This window comes from Clostridium chromiireducens (assembly GCF_002029255.1).
GTDB lineage: Bacteria > Bacillota > Clostridia > Clostridiales > Clostridiaceae > Clostridium > Clostridium chromiireducens.
The window spans coordinates 14,261-33,978 of record NZ_MZGT01000007.1 but is presented as its reverse complement, the minus strand read 5'-3'; the positions used below and the strand labels follow the sequence as shown (position 1 = coordinate 33,978).

Genomic DNA, 19,718 nt, shown 5'->3' with positions numbered 1-19,718 from the left:
ATCATGATTAAGGATATCATTAAAAATGCAGAAGAAAAAATGAACAAAACAATATCTGTATTAAAGTCAGATTTATCAACAATGAAAGCAGGAAGAGCAAATCCAACAATGCTTGATAGAATTCAAGTTGAATATTATGGAAGTATGTGCCCACTAAGCCAAGTGGCAAATGTTTCAGCACCAGAACCAAGAGTTCTTATGATAACTCCATGGGAGAAACCTCTTTTAAAAGACATAGAAAAAGCTATTCTAAAATCAGACTTAGGGTTAAATCCTTCAAATGATGGTTCGATAATCAGATTGGTTGTACCAGAATTAACAGAAGAAACTAGAAAAACTCTTGTTAAGAATGTTAAGAAAACAGGAGAAGAAGCTAAAGTAGCTGTAAGATCTATAAGAAAAGCTGCCAATGATAAGATAAAGGCATTAAAGAAAGATGCTGATTTATCAGAAGACCAAATAAAAAAAGCCGAAGATGAAGTTCAAAAGAAGACTGATGCAGTTGTAAAAGAAGTAGATGCTATAATTGCTGCAAAGGAAAAAGAGGTCATGTCAGTTTAAGGCACAATCAAGAAAATAACAAGTCCATCTACCAGCCTATTTTTCATTATTCTGCGGCGGCAGATAACCCTAATAGGCCCACTATGAGTGATATCTGCCTTCTTGTCTAATGAAAAATATCCGTGGCAGCTTTGAACTTGTTATTTTCTTTCATGTGCCTAAATTAAAACCTGCTAAAAAAGCAGGTTTTTTACTTAATGATTTGAGAAAATAAAAATCTAAATTACAATTGATTGTTGGCTATTTACTTGAAAACGCATGTTACTATTATTGAGTTTCTTTTAATTAACTAGGGGGAGAAAAAATGTTAAATATATTTAAATCAAAAAAGGAATATAATGAGAATTTTGAATTGGATATGAATAACATACCAAATCATATAGCTATAATAATGGATGGTAATGGAAGATGGGCAAAAGAGCAAAATTTGCCTAGAAGCATGGGACACAAAGCAGGTGTGGAAACTATCAGAAGAATCTTAAAAGAAGCTACAAGGCTTGGCGTGAAAAATTTAACTTTATATGCTTTTTCAACTGAGAACTGGGGTAGACCTAAGGATGAGGTTGGTACATTAATGAAGCTTCTGGTTAGCTATTTAAAGAAAGAATTAAAAGAATGTCATGAAAATGGTGTAAAAATGAATGTTTTAGGAGATATGACAAAGCTGCCTAAAGAATGTCAACAAGCCTTAGAGTCTGCTTTGGAGACAACAAAGAATAATACTAAAATAAACATGAATTTTGCTCTAAACTATGGTGGAAGAGATGAAATAGTTAGAGCTATAAAGCTTATTAGTTCTGATATAAAAAGCAGTAAAATTAAAGAAGAAGATATTAACGAGGAACTAGTAGAAAAATACTTATATACTAAAGGAATACCTGACCCAGACTTAATTATCAGGCCATCTGGAGAACAAAGACTAAGTAATTTTTTACTATGGCAATGTGCATATTCAGAATTTTGGTATTCAAATATAAACTGGCCGGATTTTAAGGAAGTGGATTTAAGAAGAGCTATAGCGGATTATCAAAATAGAGATAGACGCTTTGGTAGAGTTAAATAGAGGAGTGGTTAGATTTTGAAGTCTAATAATAGATATTTAGGTGCTGCTATGATTGCTCCATTTATAATATTTGTTTTTCTTGGAGGAATTTATCTAAAGGGATTTGTATTAGCATTATCCATTATGGCACTTTGGGAGTTTTATAATGCTTTGAAAGAAAAAAGTTTTAAACCAGTCAAGAGTGCAGGATATATTTTATTAATAACATATTATCTTTTAAATAATAACTTTGAATATATGATGTATACTCTTGTAGTTGCAGCTTTTATATTGTTAATACTTCCAGTTATAAATTTAGAATATACATTTATAGATGTTTCACTAACATTATTAGGATTTATTTATTGTGGAATTTTATTTAGCTTTGTATATTTAGTTAATGCAAAGCCGTTAGGTGAATTTTTAATTTGGATTATATTTATAGGGTCTTGGCTGTCGGATACAGCTGCTTTTTATAGTGGGAAATTTTTTGGTAAACATAAACTATCGCCTAAAGTATCTCCTAAAAAGACTATTGAGGGTTCTATAGGCGGGCTTATAGGTGCTACGGTTTTCACAGGGGTATTTGGTGTTGTAGTACAGAATTATCATTACATAATGCCGGTATATAATTACTTCCTAATAGGTACTATGTGTGGTTTATTTGGACAATTGGGAGATTTAGTTGCTTCTTCAATAAAGAGATATGTTGGGATAAAGGATTATAGTAGTTTGATTCCAGGACATGGAGGAATATTAGATAGATTCGATAGTATAATATTTTCTGCTACGGTAGTTTTTTATTACTTAACATTTATAGTGAAAATTTAATAGAAAATATAAATTGAACTTTGTACTAAATATACAAAGTTTAATTTTTTTTATGTAAATTATTCTCGGAAGTTTTTAAGCTAAAATAGTGAGCATATATTATAAAAATGGAAATAATTATGTGTTTAGTGGGGTGAAGCTTATTTTTAAAGCATATAAGAAACTTTTCTCACTTTTATTATCGCTCATATTAGTGGTAATTGGAACTGTTTTGGTAAAGTATTATTTTAAACCGTTCTTATCTATGATTATTATGGTTATAATTTGTTCGCCTATATATAAGATCATGATTAAAGCGAAAATACCAAATAAGATTGCTGGAGCGCTAAGTATTATAGCTGTAAATATTATTATAACGTTAGTGGGAATATACTTAGGAAGTGAAATTTTTTCTATACTGAAAAAACTATACATTACAAATCTAGAATGGATAAATAAATTTATTCAGGATATTTCAATTGCTCTAAACATAGACTTTAATAATTTTAAGATTGGGAAAAGTGTGATTTCAATAATAAATGATCAAAATATAAGGAGAGGGGCAGCGAGTACTGGAGAAGGAATTTTAGCTTATTTTATAGGAAATATATGTGCTTTTTTTATATTAATAGATAGAATGAAGATGGTAGAACTAATCTCAATTATATTACCAAAAGAAATGTTATTAAGATTTAGGAATCAAAAAAATAATTTTATTCAAATGATAGGGATAGAAGGAATACTAATTTTAGCTTCAACTTTAGAGATAATAGTAGGTTTCTTTGTACTAAAGGTTCCTAATTTTTTTATGTTTGGTATAATTTGTGGCGTTCTAGATGTTTTGCCATATGTAGGAACTATAATTGTATTTATTCCGATTATAATATACAATATTATAATGAAGAATTTTCTTACTGCATTTGGGTTAATATGTGTATATATATTAGTGCAAATAGTTAGGGAAGTGCTAGAGGCTAAATTCTTAGGAGAAAAATTAGATATCCATCCTCTTGTTATATTGGTATCTATATATATTGGGGTGAATATTTTCGGAATACTAGGAATATTAGTCGGGCCAATGTACAGTATTTTAGCAAAAGAAATAATTTATAGCACAGAGTGACATAGTAGTTATACAAATACAGATATTGTTTTAAATATCTAAATTTAAGAAGATATAAAACTGTGCTAATTTGGATTTGCTTTTAGGAGGACGAAAAATGAGAAAAATTTCTATACTAGGGGCTACTGGTTCTATTGGAACTCAAACTCTAGATGTAATTAGAAAATTAGATGGAGAATTAAGATTAATTGGAGTAACTGCAAATACTTCAGTACAGAAAGTTATTGAAATAATAAAAGAATTTGAGCCATCGTATGTAGGGATGATGGATCATAACAGTGCAGAAGAAATAAAAAAATATTGTGAAGAATACAATAAGAATATTGAAGTTTTTCATGGAATAGAAGGACTTAATAAAATTGCTTCTTTAAATGAAATTGACATAGTAGTAACATCTGTAGTAGGTATGATAGGATTAGAGCCAACAATGAAAGCTATAGAAGCTAAAAAGGATATTGCGTTAGCAAATAAGGAGACTCTTGTTGTTGCTGGTGAAATTGTAATGAAGGCTGCTAAAGAAAATAATGTAAGAATACTTCCTGTAGATTCTGAGCATAGTGCAATATTTCAATCTTTAAGAGGAAATGATATTAGTACCTTAGGGAAAATAATTCTGACAGCATCTGGTGGTCCTTTTAGAGGGAAAACAACGGAAGAACTAAAAAATATAAAAGTGGAAGATGCGTTAAAACATCCAAAATGGAATATGGGAAGAAAAATATCTATTGATTCTGCTACCCTTATGAATAAAGGTCTTGAAGTAATAGAAGCACATTGGCTTTTCGGATGTGATTATGATAATATACAAGTTACAGTGCACCCTCAAAGCATAGTGCATTCTATGGTGGAATATACTGATGGGAGTATAATAGCTCAGCTAGGTGCGGCAGACATGAGGCTACCGATACAATATGCGTTGAATTATGAGAAAAGAGAAAAGGTTATTGCGGATACAATAGACTTTTATGAAATATCTCAGTTAACTTTTGAAAAGCCGGATTTAGATACATTTAAAGCTTTAGATTTATCATTTAGAGCGGGTAGAATAGGAGGACTCATGCCGACGATTTTAAATGGAGCTAATGAAGCAGCGGTAGAATTGTTTTTGAATGAGAAAATAAAATTTCTGCAAATTGCTGAATTAATAGAAAAATGTATGAAAGTATTTAGTGATGAAGTTGAGAAAGAATTAAATTTAGAAAATATTATTGATTTAGATAGAAGAGTAAAAGAATATATTGCAGAAAAAGCAGTACTTTAAGGAGGTAATTTTAAAATATGTATATAATTTTAGCTATACTAGCTTTTGGTATTTTAATAATTGTTCATGAATTAGGACATTTTACGTTGGCAAAGCTTAATGGAGTGAGAGTTGAGGAATTTTCCATTGGGATGGGTCCAAAGATTTTATCAAAGCAAGGAAAAGAAACAAGATATTCCTTAAGCCTTTTTCCTATAGGTGGATATGTAAAAATGATGGGGGAAGAAGAAAATATTCAGGATGAAAGAAGTTTTTCAGCTAAATCTCCATTAAGAAGAATGAGTATAATAATTGCCGGTGTATTTATGAATTATGTATTAGCAATAGTAATTTTTACTTTCTTCATAAATACATTTGGGTACGTTACAACGACTATTAATAAGATAGAAGATGCATCACCAGCTTATGAGGCAGGATTATTGCCAGGTGATAAAGTCTTAAAAATGAATAATTCTAAGATTTTTTCAGAGGATGATATAATAACTAACATATATCTATCAAAAGGCGAGAAGATAAATTTTTTAGTTGATAGAAATGGTGAAAAAGAGGAGCTAGCAATAATTCCTAAAACTAATGAAAACGGACAATTAAAGATTGGGGTAGCTTTTGATAGTGTAGAGAAGCCAAGTTTTATAGCAAGTTTTAGACAAAGTTTTAATAAGACAGCTTCATTAGTAAATCAAACTTTTGTAGGGTTGAAAATGATATTTACAGGAAAAGCGAATCTTAAAACTGATGTTGGAGGACCACTTACAATAGTTAAAATGTCAGCAGAAACAGCTAAGGCAGGAATTTGGCCATTGCTTTATTTCACAGCTTTTTTAAGCGTGAATTTAGCGGTATTTAATTTATTACCTTTCCCAGCTTTAGACGGTGGCTGGTGTGTAATTTTATTAATTGAATTTATAACTAGAAGAAAAGTTCCTGATAAAGTAGTTGGAGTGCTAAACTATATTGGATTTGCAGCACTAATTGGATTGATGATAGTAGTAACTATAAAAGACATATTATTCCCAGTGCAATTTTAGAAAAAAGCTTACTTGGATAAAGAAATTTTGAAGGGTAAGCTATTTATATAAATAAGCTGATAAATTTAAGTGTTAGAATAAACAAATAAAAATACTAAAGTAATTGGGATTAGCAAGAGGAGATATATTATATGGAAAGAAGAAAATCAAGAAAAGTAAAAGTTGGAAATACATATGTTGGAGGAGATTCTCCTATTACAGTACAATCAATGACTACAACTCGGACTAAAAATGTTGAAGAGACGTTAAAGCAAATAGGTAGATTATATGATGCGGGATGCGATATTATAAGATGTGCAGTGTTAGATATGGAAGATGCTGAAAGTTTAGGAGAAATAACAAAGAAATCGCCTATTCCAGTAGTAGCAGATATACATTTTGATTATAGATTGGCATTAAAGGCAATAGAAAATGGGGTTTCAGCTCTTAGAATAAATCCTGGAAATATTGGAAGTGTGGATAAAATAAGAGTGCTTAAGGAAGCTTGCAGTGAGAAGCAGATACCAATAAGAATTGGAGTTAATTCTGGATCTTTAGAGAAAGATATTTTAGAGAAGTATGGAATGCCAACTGCAGAGGGATTGGTTGAAAGTGCATTAAGGCATGTTAAGATATTAGAAGAGTTAGATTTTCATGATATTGTAATATCTATAAAATCATCGAATGTACAAATGATGATAGAGTGTTATAGACTAATAGCTGAAAAATGTGATTATCCTCTTCACCTAGGAGTAACTGAGGCTGGAACTATACAAAAGGGAACGATAAAGTCAAGTATAGGTATAGGAACTCTTCTTGCAGAAGGAATAGGAGATACTATTAGGGTGTCTCTGACTACAGATCCAATTGAAGAAATTAAAGTTGGTACAGAAATCTTAAAAGCTTTAGGGTTAAAGAAAAAAGGTGTTGAATTTGTATCATGCCCTACGTGTGGCAGAACCCAAATAAATTTAATAAAAATTGCAGAAGAAGTTGAAAAAAGATTGGAAAATTTCAAAAAAGATATTAAAGTTGCTGTTATGGGATGCGTTGTTAATGGACCAGGAGAAGCAAGAGAATCAGATATAGGAATTGCTGGAGGAAAAGGTGAAGGAATTATCTTTAAAAAAGGTAAAATAGTAAAAAAAGTAAAAGAAGAAGAGCTTGTCGACGCACTAATGGAAGAAATAGAAAAGTTGTACACCGATGAAAAGGGTGCGGAGCACAATTAAGATCATTTCACAGATTAAAAAAGCACGAAGTGCAATTGAGATCATCTCACAGATGAAAAAAGTGCGGAGCACAATTAAGATCATCTCACCGATGAAAAGGGTGCGGAGCACAATTAAGATCATCTCACCGATGAAAAGGGTGCGAAGCACAATTAAGATCATTCCACAGATTAAAAAAGCACGAAGTGCAATTGAGATCATCTCACCGATGAAAAGGGTGCGAAGCACAATTAGGATCATTTCACCGATGAAAAAAGTGCGAAGCACAATTATAAACTTTTAATACAATTTATAAATGTTATAATGATCTAAAGTGTATAATACATTATTTTGATTAAGTAATATTACTCAAATAATTATGTATATTTAAAATTTCCCAGTATCCCTTGTAATATTAATTTATCTGTGATATTATATAAGAAGATTTATTTCTAATAGCTAGAAAAAAGGAGTGGGAAGATTACCCGCTCTTTCTGTTTGTAACGCAACTAACTTACGATAGTTGCGTTTTTGATTACAAATTTTAAAAATGCACATGCTAACTATAATCTATGTGTTTTTAAAAGATGAAAGTGAGGGTTAGAAAATGAAAAAAGATGTATTAATTGAAAAGATTGAAGACCTAGTAAGTCCTGTTTTTTTAGAAGTGTCATGTCGATTATATTATGTGGAATATGTAAAGGAAAATGGAGAGTTTTACTTAAGAATATATATAGATAAAGAAGAAGGTAGAATATCATTAGATGACTGCGAAGCTGTTTCAAGAAGAGTTAGTGAGATTCTAGATGTAGAGGATCCAATTAAGGAAGCATATTACCTGGAAGTTTCATCGCCAGGACTAAACAGAGGATTATATAACGAGGAACACTTTAAAAGAGTTCTAGGAAAAGAAGTATTGGTTAAGCTTACTAGCGCAATTAATGGAGCGAAAAATATTAAAGGAATATTAAAAGATGTTTCCGAAGACTCCATAATAATTGAAGCAGAAGAAGAAGTTAAAATACCGAAAGATAAAATAAAAGCAGCAAATTTAGAAGGGGAAATATAGACGAGGAGGGTATAAAAATGAATGAAGAGTTTGTAGGTGCTCTTAAAGAATTAGTTAAGGAAAAGGGGATTTGTGAAGATTTGCTTTTTACAACCATTCAAGATGCAATGGTTGCAGCATATAAGAAAAATTATGCCAATGCTAATACAAACGCACAAAATGTTAAAGTTAATATTGATAGAGAAACTGGAGAAATTCATGTATATGCTCAAAAAACAGTAGTTGATGAAGTATATGACGATGTAACAGAAATTTCATTAGAAGAAGCAAAAGAAATAAGTCCTAAAAGTGAAGTCGATGATGTTATAAATCTCGAAGTTACTCCTAAAAATTTCGGAAGAGTTGCAGCTCAACTAGCAAAACAAGTTGTTACTCAAAGAATTAAGGAAGCAGAAAGAAGTATAATATATGACGAATATAAAGAAAAAGAGTTTGATATTATTACAGGAACTATTTTAAGAAAAGATAAAGGAATAGTTTTTGTTAATTTAGGAAAATTGGAAGGTATAATAGGTCCTAACGAACAAATTCCAAATGAGGAATATAAATTCAATGAAAAGTTAAAACTATATATAGTTGAAGTTAAAAATGGAAGCAAAGGACCTCAAATACATGTTTCAAGAACACATCCAGGATTAGTTAAAAGATTATTTGAACTTGAAGTTCCAGAAATCTTTGAAGGAGTAGTTGAAATAAAAAGCATCTCCAGAGAAGCAGGTTCAAGAAGTAAGATAGCTGTACACTCAAATGATGAAGAAGTAGATCCAATGGGAGCTTGTGTTGGGCCGAAAGGAGTAAGAGTTCAAAGTATAGTTAATGAACTTAAAAACGAAAAAATAGATATAATAAAATGGAGCAAAAATCCAGAGGAATTTATTGCAAATTCTTTAAGTCCAGCAAAAGTACTAAGTGTAGTAGTAGATGAAGATAGCAAATCAGCAAAAGTTGTAGTTGACGATAATCAACTTTCACTAGCAATAGGAAAAGAAGGCCAAAATGTAAGGCTTGCAGCTAAACTTACAAATTGGAAAATTGATATTAAAAGTAAATCTCAAAAACAAGCCCAAGATGAAGAAGACGAAAGAATTTTAAATACTGATGTCGAAATAGACAATGAAGAAATTACTGATTTAAATGAATTTGAAATTTCAGATGAAATTGAAATTGAAGAAATAAGAGAATAGAGAGGTGCTTTTCATGAAGGTTAAGAAAATTCCTTTAAGAATGTGCACTGGTTGCATGGAAATGAAACCAAAGAAAGAATTAATTAGAGTAGTAAAAACTCCAGAGGGCGATGTATGTGTTGATTTAACTGGTAAAAAGTCAGGAAGAGGCGCATATATTTGCAAGAGTACAGAATGCTTGGAAAAAGCATTTAAAGCAAAAAGACTTAGTAGAAACTTAGAAACTCCTATAAGTGAAGAAATTTATAATAAGCTAAAGGATGAAGTAAATAATGAATAGGTTTTTTAATTTTCTAAGTATTGCAAAAAAATCGGGTAATTTGCTTGAAGGATATAGCAAATGCGATGATTATAGAAATAATACTAAAATTTATCTTTTTATTATATCTAATGATTTATCAGATAAATCTAAGGATAAATTTAAAAAGCATTGTAATGAAAAAAATATACCATATATTGAAGATTTCTCGAAAGACCAACTAGGAGCTCCGATTGGGCGTAAAGAAATTATGCTGCTCGGGATTCTAGATAGCGATATAGCAAAAAGAATGTTGTCGTTATACGAGGAGGAAAAAAATATATGAGTAGATAATAATACGGGGGTGACTGCATGTCAAAAATAAGAGTACATGAATTAGCAAAAGAACTTAACATAGAGTCAAAGGAATTAGTAACTATATTAATGGATGAATTTAATATAGAAGTTAAAAATCATATGAGTACAATTGAAGATGAAGATGCTGTATTAATCAAGGAATTGTTAGCAGGAAGATCGGAAGGTGATTCAGCAGTATCAGAAGAGAAAACTGGAACTTCGAAGAGTATCGTTGACGTATACGAAGATGAATTAGCAGACCAACTTAATAAAGCAAGTAAGAAAAAGAAAAAGACAAGAAAAGAAGAGCAGGAAGAAGCAGCTAGAGAAGCTAGTAAGAATGCGGGAGAATCTCAAGTTATAGAAATTGGAGAAAGCATAACAGTTAAGGAATTAGCTGAAAAGCTAAAGAAACCTTCAAATGATGTAATAAGAACTTTAATTTTTTCTGGTGTTATGGCAGCAATTAATGCAGAAATAGATTTTGAAACAGCAGAAAAAGTATGTGCTGAATATGAAGTTTTGGTTGAGAGAAAAGAAGAAATTCAAGAATTAGAAGTGTTAGAAATAGAAGAAGATGATGAAGAAAATCTTCAAAAGAGACCACCAATTGTAACTGTTATGGGTCATGTTGACCATGGTAAAACATCTTTACTTGATTGTATAAGAAAAGCAAAGGTTACTGATACAGAAGCAGGTGGTATAACTCAACACATTGGTGCTTATACTATAAAATTGAACGGAGAAGAAATTACATTCCTAGATACTCCGGGTCATGAAGCGTTCACAGCTATGAGAGCTAGAGGAGCACAAATTACAGATGTTGTTATATTAGTTGTTGCAGCAGATGATGGAATTATGCCACAAACTAAGGAAGCTATTGCTCACTGTAAAGCAGCAGGAGTTCCAATGGTAGTAGCAATAAACAAAATCGATAAACCAGGTGCTAATGTAGATAGAGTTAAACAAGAATTAGCTGAACAAGGATTGCTTGCGGAAGATTGGGGCGGAGATACTATTTGTGAAGAAGTATCTGCAAAACAAAATCTAAATATCGATAAGCTATTGGAAATGGTTCTTCTTACAGCTGAAATGCTTGAACTTAAAGCCAATAAAGATAGAAGAGCAGTAGGAACAGTTATTGAAGCTAAACTTGATAAAGGTAGAGGTTCAGTTGCTAGTTTACTAGTTCAAAACGGAACATTAAGAGTTGGAGATTCAATCTTAGTTGGTTCTACATATGGTAGAATAAGAGCTATGTTTGATGATACTGGTAAGAAAATAAAATCAGCTGGTCCATCAATTCCAGTAGAGGTTTTAGGTCTTTCAGAAGTTCCAGAGGCAGGAGATAGATTTAACCAAGTTAAAGATGAAAAAACTGCTAGAAATATGGCTGATAGCAGAAAAGATAAGTTAAAAGCAGAAACTTTACTTGCAAATCATAGAGTTTCATTAGAAGATTTATATAATCAAATTAAAGAAGGTAAAGTTAAAGAGCTTGCGATTATAGTAAAAGCAGACGTTCAAGGATCAGTTGAAGCTATTAAGGGATCATTAGAAAAACTTTCTACTGATGATGTAAAGGTAAGAGTAATTCATGGCGGTGTTGGTGCTATAACAGAAACTGATGTAACACTTGCAACTGCGTCTAATGCAATAGTTATTGGATTTAATGTAAGACCTGATAACAATGCAGCTGCTCAAGCTGACAAAGATGGAGTAGATATTAAGACTTATAGAATTATTTATGAGGCTATGGATGATGTTAAAGCAGCGATGATAGGAATGCTTGAACCAGAATATAAAGAAGTTATATTAGGTACTGCAGAAATAAGATCAATATATAAGATTTCAAATATTGGTACAATTGCGGGATGTTATGTATTAAAAGGGAAACTTCAAAGAAATGCAGAAGCTAGAGTTATAAGAGATGGAATAGTAATTTTTGAATCTTCACTATCATCACTTAAGAGATTTAAAGACGATGCAAAAGAAGTAAATGCTGGATATGAATGTGGTTTAACTGTTGAGAAGTTTAACAACATTCAAGAAGGTGACATTATTGAATGCTTCATGATGGAGGCAATCAAGAGAAAAGAACTTTAAAGAGGTGAATTGCAGGTATGGCAAATTATAGAGGTGGAAGAATTAACGAAGAATTTAAAAGAGAAATAAGTAATTTAATTCAGAACGAAGTTAAAGATCCAAGACTTACAGCTATGATTTCAGTTACAGATGTTAAGGTTACTAAAGACTTAAGATATGCTAAGGTTTATGTAAGTATATTCTCTAAAAATGATGATGAAAAGAAAAGTAATCTTGAAGCATTAAGAAATGCAAGTGGATTCATTAGAAAAGCTGTAGGGCAAAGAATAAATCTAAGACATACCCCTGAAATTATTATTGAATTAGATGACTCCATTAATTATGGAATGCGTATGGATGAATTAATTCAAAGGATAAGTAAAGAATAATGAGTAGTCTTAAAGAAATAAAAAAAGAGATTTTATCAGCAAAAAGAATAGGGTTATCATTCCACTCTTCTCCAGATGGAGACGCTATAGGAAGTACTTTAGCTTTGCTTAATGCGTTGAGATATTTAAAAAAGGACGCATATATTATAACGAGAGATGTTATTTCGGATAACCTCTCGTTCCTTCCTTTAGCAAATGAAGTTGATAAAAGCATAACAGAACCAAGAGATAATACTGATTTAGTAATAATATTAGATTGTGGAAATGTTGAAAGAATATCTGCAGATTTAAGGAATTATAATGGGAAAATAATTAATATAGACCACCATATTTCTAACGAAAATTACGGATTTATTAATTATGTAGACATAACTGCAGCTGCTACATGTGAATTATCATATCTTTTAATAAAAGAATTGGGAATTGATTTTGAAAGTAAAACAGATATTGAAATAGCTATAGGAAAAGCAGTTTATACAGGGATTGTAACAGATACTGGTTCGTTTAGACACTCGAATGTTACAAGTAGAACTCATGATATAGTATCAAACCTTATAGCGATTGGATTAGATAATAGTAAAATTCATAGCAATCTTTTTGATAATAAGCCTTTTGAAAAAGTGAAGTTAATGGGAAATGTATTATCTAATATTGAACTTGCGTTAGATAATAAAGTTGCCGTTCTTCAGATACCAAAGGGATTATTAGAGGAATTGAACTTACAGAATGCTGATACTTCAGATATAATTTCGGTTGGTCTTGGTATTAAAGGTGTAGAAGTTTCTATGCTTTTAAAAGAAGTTGAAGATGGGGTAAAGGGTAGTTTAAGATCTAAAAATAATGTAGACGTACGAAAAATTGCAGAGATATACGGCGGTGGCGGACATATAAAAGCTGCTGGTGTTATGCAAAGAGGCGTTGATATTAGAACAGCAAGAAATAACTTGTTAGATTCGCTTAAAAAAGAAATGAACTTATGAAGGAAGGAATAGAAGTTTCACGTATGAAAGAGGAAATAAAAACTTCACTTACTAAGGAAGATAGGAAGAAAGTTAAAGTGAATGGTGTACTAAATGTATTTAAAAATAAAGAAATGTCTTCTTTTGATGTTGTTAGGAAAGTAAGATTTATTGCAAAAGAAAAGAAAGTAGGACATACTGGGACTTTAGATCCACAAGCTACAGGAGTCCTTCCAATATGCCTTGGTAAGGCTACAAAAATTATTGACTATATTATGAATAGCAATAAGACGTATGAGGTTAAATTCATACTTGGAATAAAGACAACTACCTATGACTTAGAAGGTGAAATAGTACAAAGAAATGAAGTACAGCATCTTTCAGAGGAGGAAGTTTCAAAAGTTATAGCATCTTTTATTGGTGAATATGATCAAGTTCCACCAATGTATTCTGCTCTTAAGAAAAACGGAGTAAGACTCTATGATTTAGCAAGACAAGGTATTGAAGTAGAGAGGGAAGCTCGAAGAATTAGTATATTTGATATATCTAATATAAGATTTGAGTTGCCTTATGTATATATGAAAGTATCTTGCTCAAAAGGAACTTATATAAGAAGTTTATGTTATGATATTGGTGAAAAGCTTGAAGTAGGCGCAACTATGACAGAATTAAATAGAAGTGAGACGTCGATATTTAAGCAGGAAAAAAGCATCAATATTAATGACTTAACAGAAGAAAATATAGAAGATTATATAATTACAATGGAACAGGCGCTTTCATTCTATCCTAAAATTATAGTAAATAGTTCATTTACAAGATTATTAGTAAATGGTGTTAAAGTTTTTGATAAACGTTTGACTAGCGAGAAGCGAGAAAAAAATATTCTTTATAGAGTTTATGATAGTGAAAATACTTTCATTGGAATTGGAAAGCAAGATGATGATGGCTTTAAGATTGAAAAATTGTTGCTTTAAGGATATATAAGTAGGCGGCTATTTTTATGTATCTTAAATTAGGAGTAAAGAAATGATTATTATAGAAAAAGATTTACAAGATATTCGAAATACTAATAATTATACAGCTCTTGGAAGTTTTGATGGACTTCATATTGGGCATCTTTCTTTAATATACAAAGTTGTAGAAGTAGCAAAAAAGAATAATGGAAAAAGTATGGTTTTTACATTTAAAAATCATCCCAAGACTCTTATCAATAAAGAGGATGCACCTAAACTTTTAATGGATAACAAAAAGAAAGCTGAAATTCTAGAAATCAATAATGTTGATATTGTTTGTTTTAAAGAATTTGATCTTGAATTCATGAAAATAAAGCCAGAAGAATTTATTAAATCATTAATACTAGAATATAATATTAAAGGCTTTGTAGTAGGATTTAATTATAAATTTGGATATAAAAATCTTGGAAATGTTGAACTTTTAAAAGAATTGCAAAAAAAATACGGATATGAATTATATGTTATGGAGCCATGTACATATAAGAATGAAGTTATAAGCAGTACTAGGATAAGAAAGTCATTGGAAGATGGAAATGTTTTTGAGGCTAGTAGAATGTTAAGTATGCCGTATGCCTTAAGCGGTGAGGTTATTCATGGAAGAAAGATTGGAAGAACTATAGGTTTTCCTACAGCAAATTTAAAATATGATGAAAATTTCATTTTACCTAAGATTGGTGTATATTATACTAATATTTGGGTAAATAATAATATATATAAGGGAATTACATCAGTGGGTAAGAATCCAACAGTAAATGGTGAAAAATTGACAATAGAAACATATATTTTGGACTTTAGCAAAGAAATTTATGGAGAACAGATAGAAGTAAGATTTATAAAAAAAATCCGAGATGAAATAAAATTCAATAGCCTAGATGAATTAAAGGATCAGCTTGAAAAAGACAAATCTTTCGCAAGAGATGAGAATTGTGTGTCGACTTAAACAATATAGTTTACAATAATAGTTACTTTTGATATAATAACACAGGGAACCTAATTCTAAGTTGTAAGGTGCCATCTTTTACTTGGAACTAGGGGATAATTAATATAATACACGGAGGTGCACTTATAATGGATAAGGCAAGAAAAATAGAAATTATTAAAAAGTTTGGAAGAAGTGAAGGAGATACTGGTTCACCAGAAGTTCAAGTAGCATTACTTACTGAAAGAATTCAATATTTAACTGAACACTTAAAGATTCACAAAAAAGATCACCACTCAAGAAGAGGATTATTAATGATGGTTGGTCAAAGAAGAGGTCTTTTAAACTATTTAAGCGATCAAGATATCGAAAGATACAGAACTTTAATCAAAGAATTAGGTTTAAGAAGATAATTTTTAGAGCGGAGTTTTCCGCTCTATTATTTTAAAAATATACAATTATATGGCAAATGAAAAATAACAAGTCCGTGATGTGATGTATATTTTTCTTCAGACGAAGAAGTATATTTGCCTCATAGAGGGCTATTAGGGAAATACGCTTATGAAGAATGAAGAAAAATAGGCTGGCACAAGGATTTGTTATTTTTGATTATGACTAAATAAATTTATAATAATGAGATGAACCTAAAGGGAGGTCATGAATTATGAGTAATGTTCTAACGACTGAAATCGCTGGAAGAGAATTAAAAGTAGAGTTCGGAAAAGTAGGTATGTTATCAAATGCAGCAACATTTACAAGTTATGGTGATACAGTTATTTTGACGAATGTTAATGCGTCACCACAACCAAAAGAAGGAATAGATTTCTTTCCACTAAGTGTTGAATATGAAGAAAGATTATATGCAGTAGGTAAAATTCCGGGTGGATTCATAAAAAGAGAAGGAAGACCATCAGAAAAAGCAATATTAAATGGTAGAGCTGTTGATAGAACAATAAGGCCTCTATTCCCAAAAGGATACAGAAATGATGTTCAAGTAGTTACTACAGTAGTATCCGTTGAAAAAGATAACTTACCAGAAATCTTAGCCATTAATGCAGCGTCTCTTGCGTTATGCCTTTCAAGTATTCCATATACGATTCCAGTTGCTGCAGTGCAAGTAGGTCTTATAGATGGTAAATTCATTACAAATCCAGACACAGAAGGACGTGAAAAAAGTATCCTTCATTTAACTGTATGCGCTACAAAAGAAAAAGTAATGATGATTGAAGCAGGCGGTCGAGAAATACCAGAAGATACTATGATCGATGCTATAAAATATGGTTTTGATGAATGTAAAAAAATTATTTCTTTCCAAGAAGATGCTATGGCTAAGTTCGGGAAGAAAAAGGATGAGCCAGTATTATATACTGTAGACTCGGAAATTGAAAAAGATGTAAAAGAATTTGCTTACGATATGGTTAAAGAAGCAATGTACATTACAGATAAAGATGAAAGAAATGCTGCTGTAGATGTAGTATATGAAAAAGTTAATGAAGCATTTAAAGAGAAATATGCTGAAAAATCAGGTGATATAAAAGAAGTTCTTTACAACATGCAAAAAAAGGTTGTAAGACATATGCTTTTAAAAGATAAAAGAAGACCTGATGGAAGAGCTTTTGATGAAGTGAGAAAAATAGGATGTGAAGTTGGGATTTTACCAAGAACACATGGTACAGGACTATTTACGAGAGGTTTAACTCAAGTAATGACTGTAGCAACACTTGGATCAATTAGCGAAATTCAAATATTAGATGGAATAGATGAAGCACAATCAAAAAGATATATGCATCATTATAACTTCCCAGGATACAGTGTTGGTGAAGTAAAACCTCTAAGAGGACCTGGACGACGTGAAATTGGGCATGGAGCATTAGCTGAAAGAGCGCTTGAGCCATTAATTCCGTCAGAAGAAGAATTCCCTTATACAATTAGATTAGTATCAGAAGTACTAAGCTCAAATGGATCAACATCACAAGCATCAGTTTGCGGTTCAACATTAGCGTTATTAGATGCAGGTGTACCTATTAAAAGACCAGCAGCTGGTATTGCAATGGGATTAATAACATCTGAAGATTTAACAGAAGAAGCAGTTATAACTGATATTCAAGGAATAGAAGATTTCTTTGGAGATATGGACTTTAAGGTGGCTGGAACAACAGAAGGAATAACATCAATTCAAGTTGATACTAAACTTCAAGGATTTAGCTTTAACGTTGTTGAAAATGCAATAAAAGATGCTAGAAAAGCTAGAGTTATGATAATCGATAAGATTAATGAATGTATGGTTTCACCTAGAGAAGATGTCTCATTATATGCACCAAAAACTCAAATAATGAGCATAAACCCAGATAAGATTAGAGATGTAATCGGAGCTGGTGGTAAAGTTATTAACAAGATAATTCAAGATACAGGTGTTAAGATTGATATAAAAGAAGATGGAACAGTATTTGTTAGCTCAACTGATCATAATGGCGTAAATCAAGCCATAAAAATAATAGAGGGCTTAACTAAAGAAGTTAAATCAGGAGAAGTTTATTTAGGTAAAGTAACTAAGATAACAACTTTTGGAGCATTTGTAGAAATCTTACCTAGCAAAGAAGGATTAGTTCATATTTCTAAACTAGCTAAAGAGAGAGTAAACAAGGTTGAGGATGTTGTATCTATCGGGGATGAAATTTTGGTTAAGGTTACAGAAATTGATAACCAAGGCAGAATAAATCTTTCTAGAAAAGATGCTTTATTAGAACAAGAAAATAAAGAGGAAAAATAAAGGGCAATTAATTGCCTTTTTTTTAACTATTAAGGAGGGCAAGTACAAAATGTATAACACATATACCCTTAAAAATGGATTAAGAGTTGTAACTGAAAAAATAGAACATTTAAAATCTATAAGTGTTGGAGTTATGGTTCAAAATGGTTCAAGAAATGAAAATGCAGAAGTTAATGGGATATCTCATTTTATTGAGCATATGTTTTTTAAAGGAACAGATAGAAGAACTTCAAAGGAAGTAATGGAACAAATAGAAAATGTAGGTGGTCAGATCAATGCATTCACAAGTAAAGAAGCTACTTGTTATTATATCAAAGCATTGAATACGCATTTAGATTTATCATTAGATGTGCTTTCAGATATAATGCTGAATGCGAAATTTGATCCAGACGAAATAGAAAAAGAAAAAGGTGTAGTAATTGAGGAAATTAATATGAGTGAGGATTCTCCAGAGGATGTGTTAGATGATATTCACTCTAAATCAGCATTTGGTGACGAAGCATTAGGATTTCCGATATTGGGAACGATCCCCTTGGTAAAATCATTTACAAGAGAAAAAATATTGGATTTTATTAGCGAGAAATATACACCGTATAACTCTGTAATATCAGTCTGTGGTAAATTTGATGATAAGGAACTAGAGGACTTAATTAATAAATATTTTGGGGCATGGGAAAGTAAGGACCAATATAAACCAGAATATAAAGAAACATCAATACAAGTTAACTCAGCAAATGCAAAAAAAGAGATTGAGCAGCTTCATATTTCTTTAGGCTTAGAGGGATTACCATATGGTCATGAAAAGAATTATGCACTAGTACTTCTTAATAATATATTTGGAGGTGGAGCTTCATCAATTCTTTTTCAAAAGGTAAGAGAAGAATTGGGATTGTGCTATTCTATTGCATCTTATCTGCAACCGTTTCAAGACGTCGGTACTCTAAATATATATGCGGGTTTAAATAGAAATTATGGAGAAAAAGCTTTAGAAGTTATAGATAAGGAAATCACTCTTTTTGGTAAAAATGGTATAACTGATAAACAACTTGAGATCAATAAAGAAAAGATAAAAGCTAATTACATTTTGGGATTAGAAAGTACTAGTTCTAGAATGTTTTCAAATGCGAAAGCGTACCTTTTCAGAAATAAATTAAAAACTCAAGAAGAAGTAATAAAAAAGATAGATGATATAAGTAAAGATGATATTCAATATGTTTTAGATAGGTGCTTTAAAAAAGGAGTTTTAAATGCAGCATACGTTGGTCAAGATGTAGAATATAAGAAGTTAGATTCTATAATCTTGAAGAATGCAAAGGCTTATGATAATTCAAATAATGATAGTAAGCTTAATTTATAAACAATAGTGTAATAATAAACCTCCTTATCTCATATTATTTTATGAGTACAAAAGGAGGTTTTTATTATGAGTGAGGAAAATAAAATAAAATACTTAAGTGATATAGAAAGATATGAACTTATAAACATTAACGATGGGGAAAAGTATGACTATCTATTAAATAATGATTTGATAATAGATGATGAAGGAAACTTTAAATATTTAATAGTGAATCTCAGTGGTGGAAAATTTAATCTTTTTAGTAGTAAAGATTTTTTAGAGATTCCGTGGGAATGTGTAAAGAAAATCGGGGCTAAAACAATAATATTAGATGCAGATGATGAAGTGATTAAAAAGGTTAAGCTATAATTAGGAGGAAATGTA

General features: G+C 31.0%; 20 protein-coding genes. All 20 read left to right on the top strand.

The features are described from left to right. Positions 1 to 3 precede the first annotated feature (3 nt). The 20 genes from frr (at position 4) to CLCHR_RS03310 (ending at position 19,703) form a co-directional block, all read left to right on the top strand. Positions 4 to 561: a ribosome recycling factor gene (gene frr, locus CLCHR_RS03405; RefSeq protein WP_079438280.1), complete on the top strand. Its 558-nt coding sequence runs from the start codon at positions 4 to 6 to the stop codon at positions 559 to 561. A 304-nt stretch (positions 562 to 865) separates the two neighbouring features. Next, entirely contained in the window at positions 866 to 1,624 is a 759-nt protein-coding gene (locus tag CLCHR_RS03400; protein WP_079438279.1) for an isoprenyl transferase, read from the top strand. A 15-nt stretch (positions 1,625 to 1,639) separates the two neighbouring features. After that, positions 1,640 to 2,434, top strand: a complete 795-nt coding sequence (locus CLCHR_RS03395; protein ID WP_079438278.1) for a phosphatidate cytidylyltransferase — start codon at positions 1,640 to 1,642, stop codon at positions 2,432 to 2,434. A gap of 133 nt (positions 2,435 to 2,567) precedes the next feature. Beyond that, positions 2,568 to 3,536: an AI-2E family transporter gene (locus CLCHR_RS03390; protein WP_079438354.1), complete on the top strand. Its 969-nt coding sequence runs from the start codon at positions 2,568 to 2,570 to the stop codon at positions 3,534 to 3,536. Positions 3,537 to 3,633: 97 nt separating this feature from the next. Next, positions 3,634 to 4,797 (top strand): 1-deoxy-D-xylulose-5-phosphate reductoisomerase, encoded by a 1,164-nt coding sequence (gene dxr, locus CLCHR_RS03385; protein WP_079438277.1) that lies wholly within the window; start codon positions 3,634 to 3,636, stop codon positions 4,795 to 4,797. Positions 4,798 to 4,814: 17 nt separating this feature from the next. Then, a complete protein-coding gene (locus tag CLCHR_RS03380; protein ID WP_079438276.1) occupies positions 4,815 to 5,825 on the top strand; it encodes a M50 family metallopeptidase in 1,011 nt (336 codons plus the stop codon). Between the two features lie 131 nt (positions 5,826 to 5,956). Next, complete coding sequence (ispG, locus tag CLCHR_RS03375; RefSeq protein WP_079438275.1) at positions 5,957 to 7,036, top strand: flavodoxin-dependent (E)-4-hydroxy-3-methylbut-2-enyl-diphosphate synthase; 1,080 nt, start codon at positions 5,957 to 5,959, stop codon at positions 7,034 to 7,036. 586 nt (positions 7,037 to 7,622) lie between these two features. Continuing rightward, positions 7,623 to 8,084, top strand: a complete 462-nt coding sequence (rimP, locus tag CLCHR_RS03370) for a ribosome maturation factor RimP (protein ID WP_079438274.1) — start codon at positions 7,623 to 7,625, stop codon at positions 8,082 to 8,084. Positions 8,085 to 8,101: 17 nt separating this feature from the next. After that, complete coding sequence (nusA, locus tag CLCHR_RS03365; protein WP_079438273.1) at positions 8,102 to 9,268, top strand: transcription termination factor NusA; 1,167 nt, start codon at positions 8,102 to 8,104, stop codon at positions 9,266 to 9,268. A gap of 13 nt (positions 9,269 to 9,281) precedes the next feature. Further along, a complete protein-coding gene (gene rnpM, locus CLCHR_RS03360; RefSeq protein ID WP_079438272.1) occupies positions 9,282 to 9,548 on the top strand; it encodes an RNase P modulator RnpM in 267 nt (88 codons plus the stop codon). Next, positions 9,541 to 9,852 (top strand): ribosomal L7Ae/L30e/S12e/Gadd45 family protein, encoded by a 312-nt coding sequence (locus tag CLCHR_RS03355; RefSeq protein WP_079438271.1) that lies wholly within the window; start codon positions 9,541 to 9,543, stop codon positions 9,850 to 9,852. Before rnpM ends, CLCHR_RS03355 begins: the two co-directional genes overlap by 8 nt. Positions 9,853 to 9,878: 26 nt before the next feature. Further along, positions 9,879 to 11,969 (top strand): translation initiation factor IF-2, encoded by a 2,091-nt coding sequence (gene infB / locus CLCHR_RS03350; protein WP_079438270.1) that lies wholly within the window; start codon positions 9,879 to 9,881, stop codon positions 11,967 to 11,969. 17 nt (positions 11,970 to 11,986) lie between these two features. Next, entirely contained in the window at positions 11,987 to 12,337 is a 351-nt protein-coding gene (rbfA, locus tag CLCHR_RS03345; RefSeq protein WP_079438269.1) for a 30S ribosome-binding factor RbfA, read from the top strand. Further along, on the top strand, positions 12,337 to 13,317 hold the full coding sequence (locus CLCHR_RS03340) for a DHH family phosphoesterase (RefSeq protein WP_079438268.1): 981 nt from the start codon (positions 12,337 to 12,339) through the stop codon (positions 13,315 to 13,317). Before rbfA ends, CLCHR_RS03340 begins: the two co-directional genes overlap by 1 nt. Before the next feature lie 77 nt (positions 13,318 to 13,394). Next, complete coding sequence (gene truB / locus CLCHR_RS03335; protein ID WP_079438353.1) at positions 13,395 to 14,270, top strand: tRNA pseudouridine(55) synthase TruB; 876 nt, start codon at positions 13,395 to 13,397, stop codon at positions 14,268 to 14,270. Between the two features lie 52 nt (positions 14,271 to 14,322). After that, positions 14,323 to 15,249 carry a bifunctional riboflavin kinase/FAD synthetase gene (locus CLCHR_RS03330; RefSeq protein WP_079438267.1) on the top strand — a complete coding sequence of 309 codons (927 nt, stop codon included), beginning with the start codon at positions 14,323 to 14,325 and terminating at the stop codon, positions 15,247 to 15,249. Between the two features lie 128 nt (positions 15,250 to 15,377). Further along, the gene (gene rpsO / locus CLCHR_RS03325) at positions 15,378 to 15,641 is read left to right on the top strand and encodes a 30S ribosomal protein S15 (protein WP_079438266.1); all 264 of its coding nucleotides are present in this window, start codon (positions 15,378 to 15,380) and stop codon (positions 15,639 to 15,641) included. A 251-nt stretch (positions 15,642 to 15,892) separates the two neighbouring features. Next, positions 15,893 to 17,998, top strand: coding sequence for a polyribonucleotide nucleotidyltransferase (locus tag CLCHR_RS03320; RefSeq protein WP_079438265.1), 2,106 nt, complete (start codon positions 15,893 to 15,895; stop codon positions 17,996 to 17,998). Positions 17,999 to 18,047: 49 nt separating this feature from the next. Beyond that, on the top strand, positions 18,048 to 19,355 hold the full coding sequence (locus CLCHR_RS03315; protein WP_079438264.1) for a M16 family metallopeptidase: 1,308 nt from the start codon (positions 18,048 to 18,050) through the stop codon (positions 19,353 to 19,355). Between the two features lie 66 nt (positions 19,356 to 19,421). Next, entirely contained in the window at positions 19,422 to 19,703 is a 282-nt protein-coding gene (locus CLCHR_RS03310; protein WP_079438263.1) for a YlmC/YmxH family sporulation protein, read from the top strand. Positions 19,704 to 19,718: the final 15 nt, after the last annotated feature.

Excerpts from the sequence above, each read along its gene's own strand:
- frr (WP_079438280.1), top strand. The coding sequence starts at position 4 with ATGATTAAGGATATCATTAAAAATGCAGAAGAAAAAATGAACAAAACA.
- CLCHR_RS03400 (WP_079438279.1), top strand. The coding sequence starts at position 866 with ATGTTAAATATATTTAAATCAAAAAAGGAATATAATGAGAATTTTGAA.
- dxr (WP_079438277.1), top strand. The coding sequence starts at position 3,634 with ATGAGAAAAATTTCTATACTAGGGGCTACTGGTTCTATTGGAACTCAA.
- CLCHR_RS03380 (WP_079438276.1), top strand. The coding sequence starts at position 4,815 with ATGTATATAATTTTAGCTATACTAGCTTTTGGTATTTTAATAATTGTT.
- ispG (WP_079438275.1), top strand. The coding sequence starts at position 5,957 with ATGGAAAGAAGAAAATCAAGAAAAGTAAAAGTTGGAAATACATATGTT.
- rimP (WP_079438274.1), top strand. The coding sequence starts at position 7,623 with ATGAAAAAAGATGTATTAATTGAAAAGATTGAAGACCTAGTAAGTCCT.
- nusA (WP_079438273.1), top strand. The coding sequence starts at position 8,102 with ATGAATGAAGAGTTTGTAGGTGCTCTTAAAGAATTAGTTAAGGAAAAG.
- rnpM (WP_079438272.1), top strand. The coding sequence starts at position 9,282 with ATGAAGGTTAAGAAAATTCCTTTAAGAATGTGCACTGGTTGCATGGAA.
- CLCHR_RS03355 (WP_079438271.1), top strand. The coding sequence starts at position 9,541 with ATGAATAGGTTTTTTAATTTTCTAAGTATTGCAAAAAAATCGGGTAAT.
- infB (WP_079438270.1), top strand. The coding sequence starts at position 9,879 with ATGTCAAAAATAAGAGTACATGAATTAGCAAAAGAACTTAACATAGAG.
- rbfA (WP_079438269.1), top strand. The coding sequence starts at position 11,987 with ATGGCAAATTATAGAGGTGGAAGAATTAACGAAGAATTTAAAAGAGAA.
- CLCHR_RS03340 (WP_079438268.1), top strand. The coding sequence starts at position 12,337 with ATGAGTAGTCTTAAAGAAATAAAAAAAGAGATTTTATCAGCAAAAAGA.
- CLCHR_RS03330 (WP_079438267.1), top strand. The coding sequence starts at position 14,323 with ATGATTATTATAGAAAAAGATTTACAAGATATTCGAAATACTAATAAT.
- rpsO (WP_079438266.1), top strand. The coding sequence starts at position 15,378 with ATGGATAAGGCAAGAAAAATAGAAATTATTAAAAAGTTTGGAAGAAGT.
- CLCHR_RS03320 (WP_079438265.1), top strand. The coding sequence starts at position 15,893 with ATGAGTAATGTTCTAACGACTGAAATCGCTGGAAGAGAATTAAAAGTA.
- CLCHR_RS03315 (WP_079438264.1), top strand. The coding sequence starts at position 18,048 with ATGTATAACACATATACCCTTAAAAATGGATTAAGAGTTGTAACTGAA.
- CLCHR_RS03310 (WP_079438263.1), top strand. The coding sequence starts at position 19,422 with ATGAGTGAGGAAAATAAAATAAAATACTTAAGTGATATAGAAAGATAT.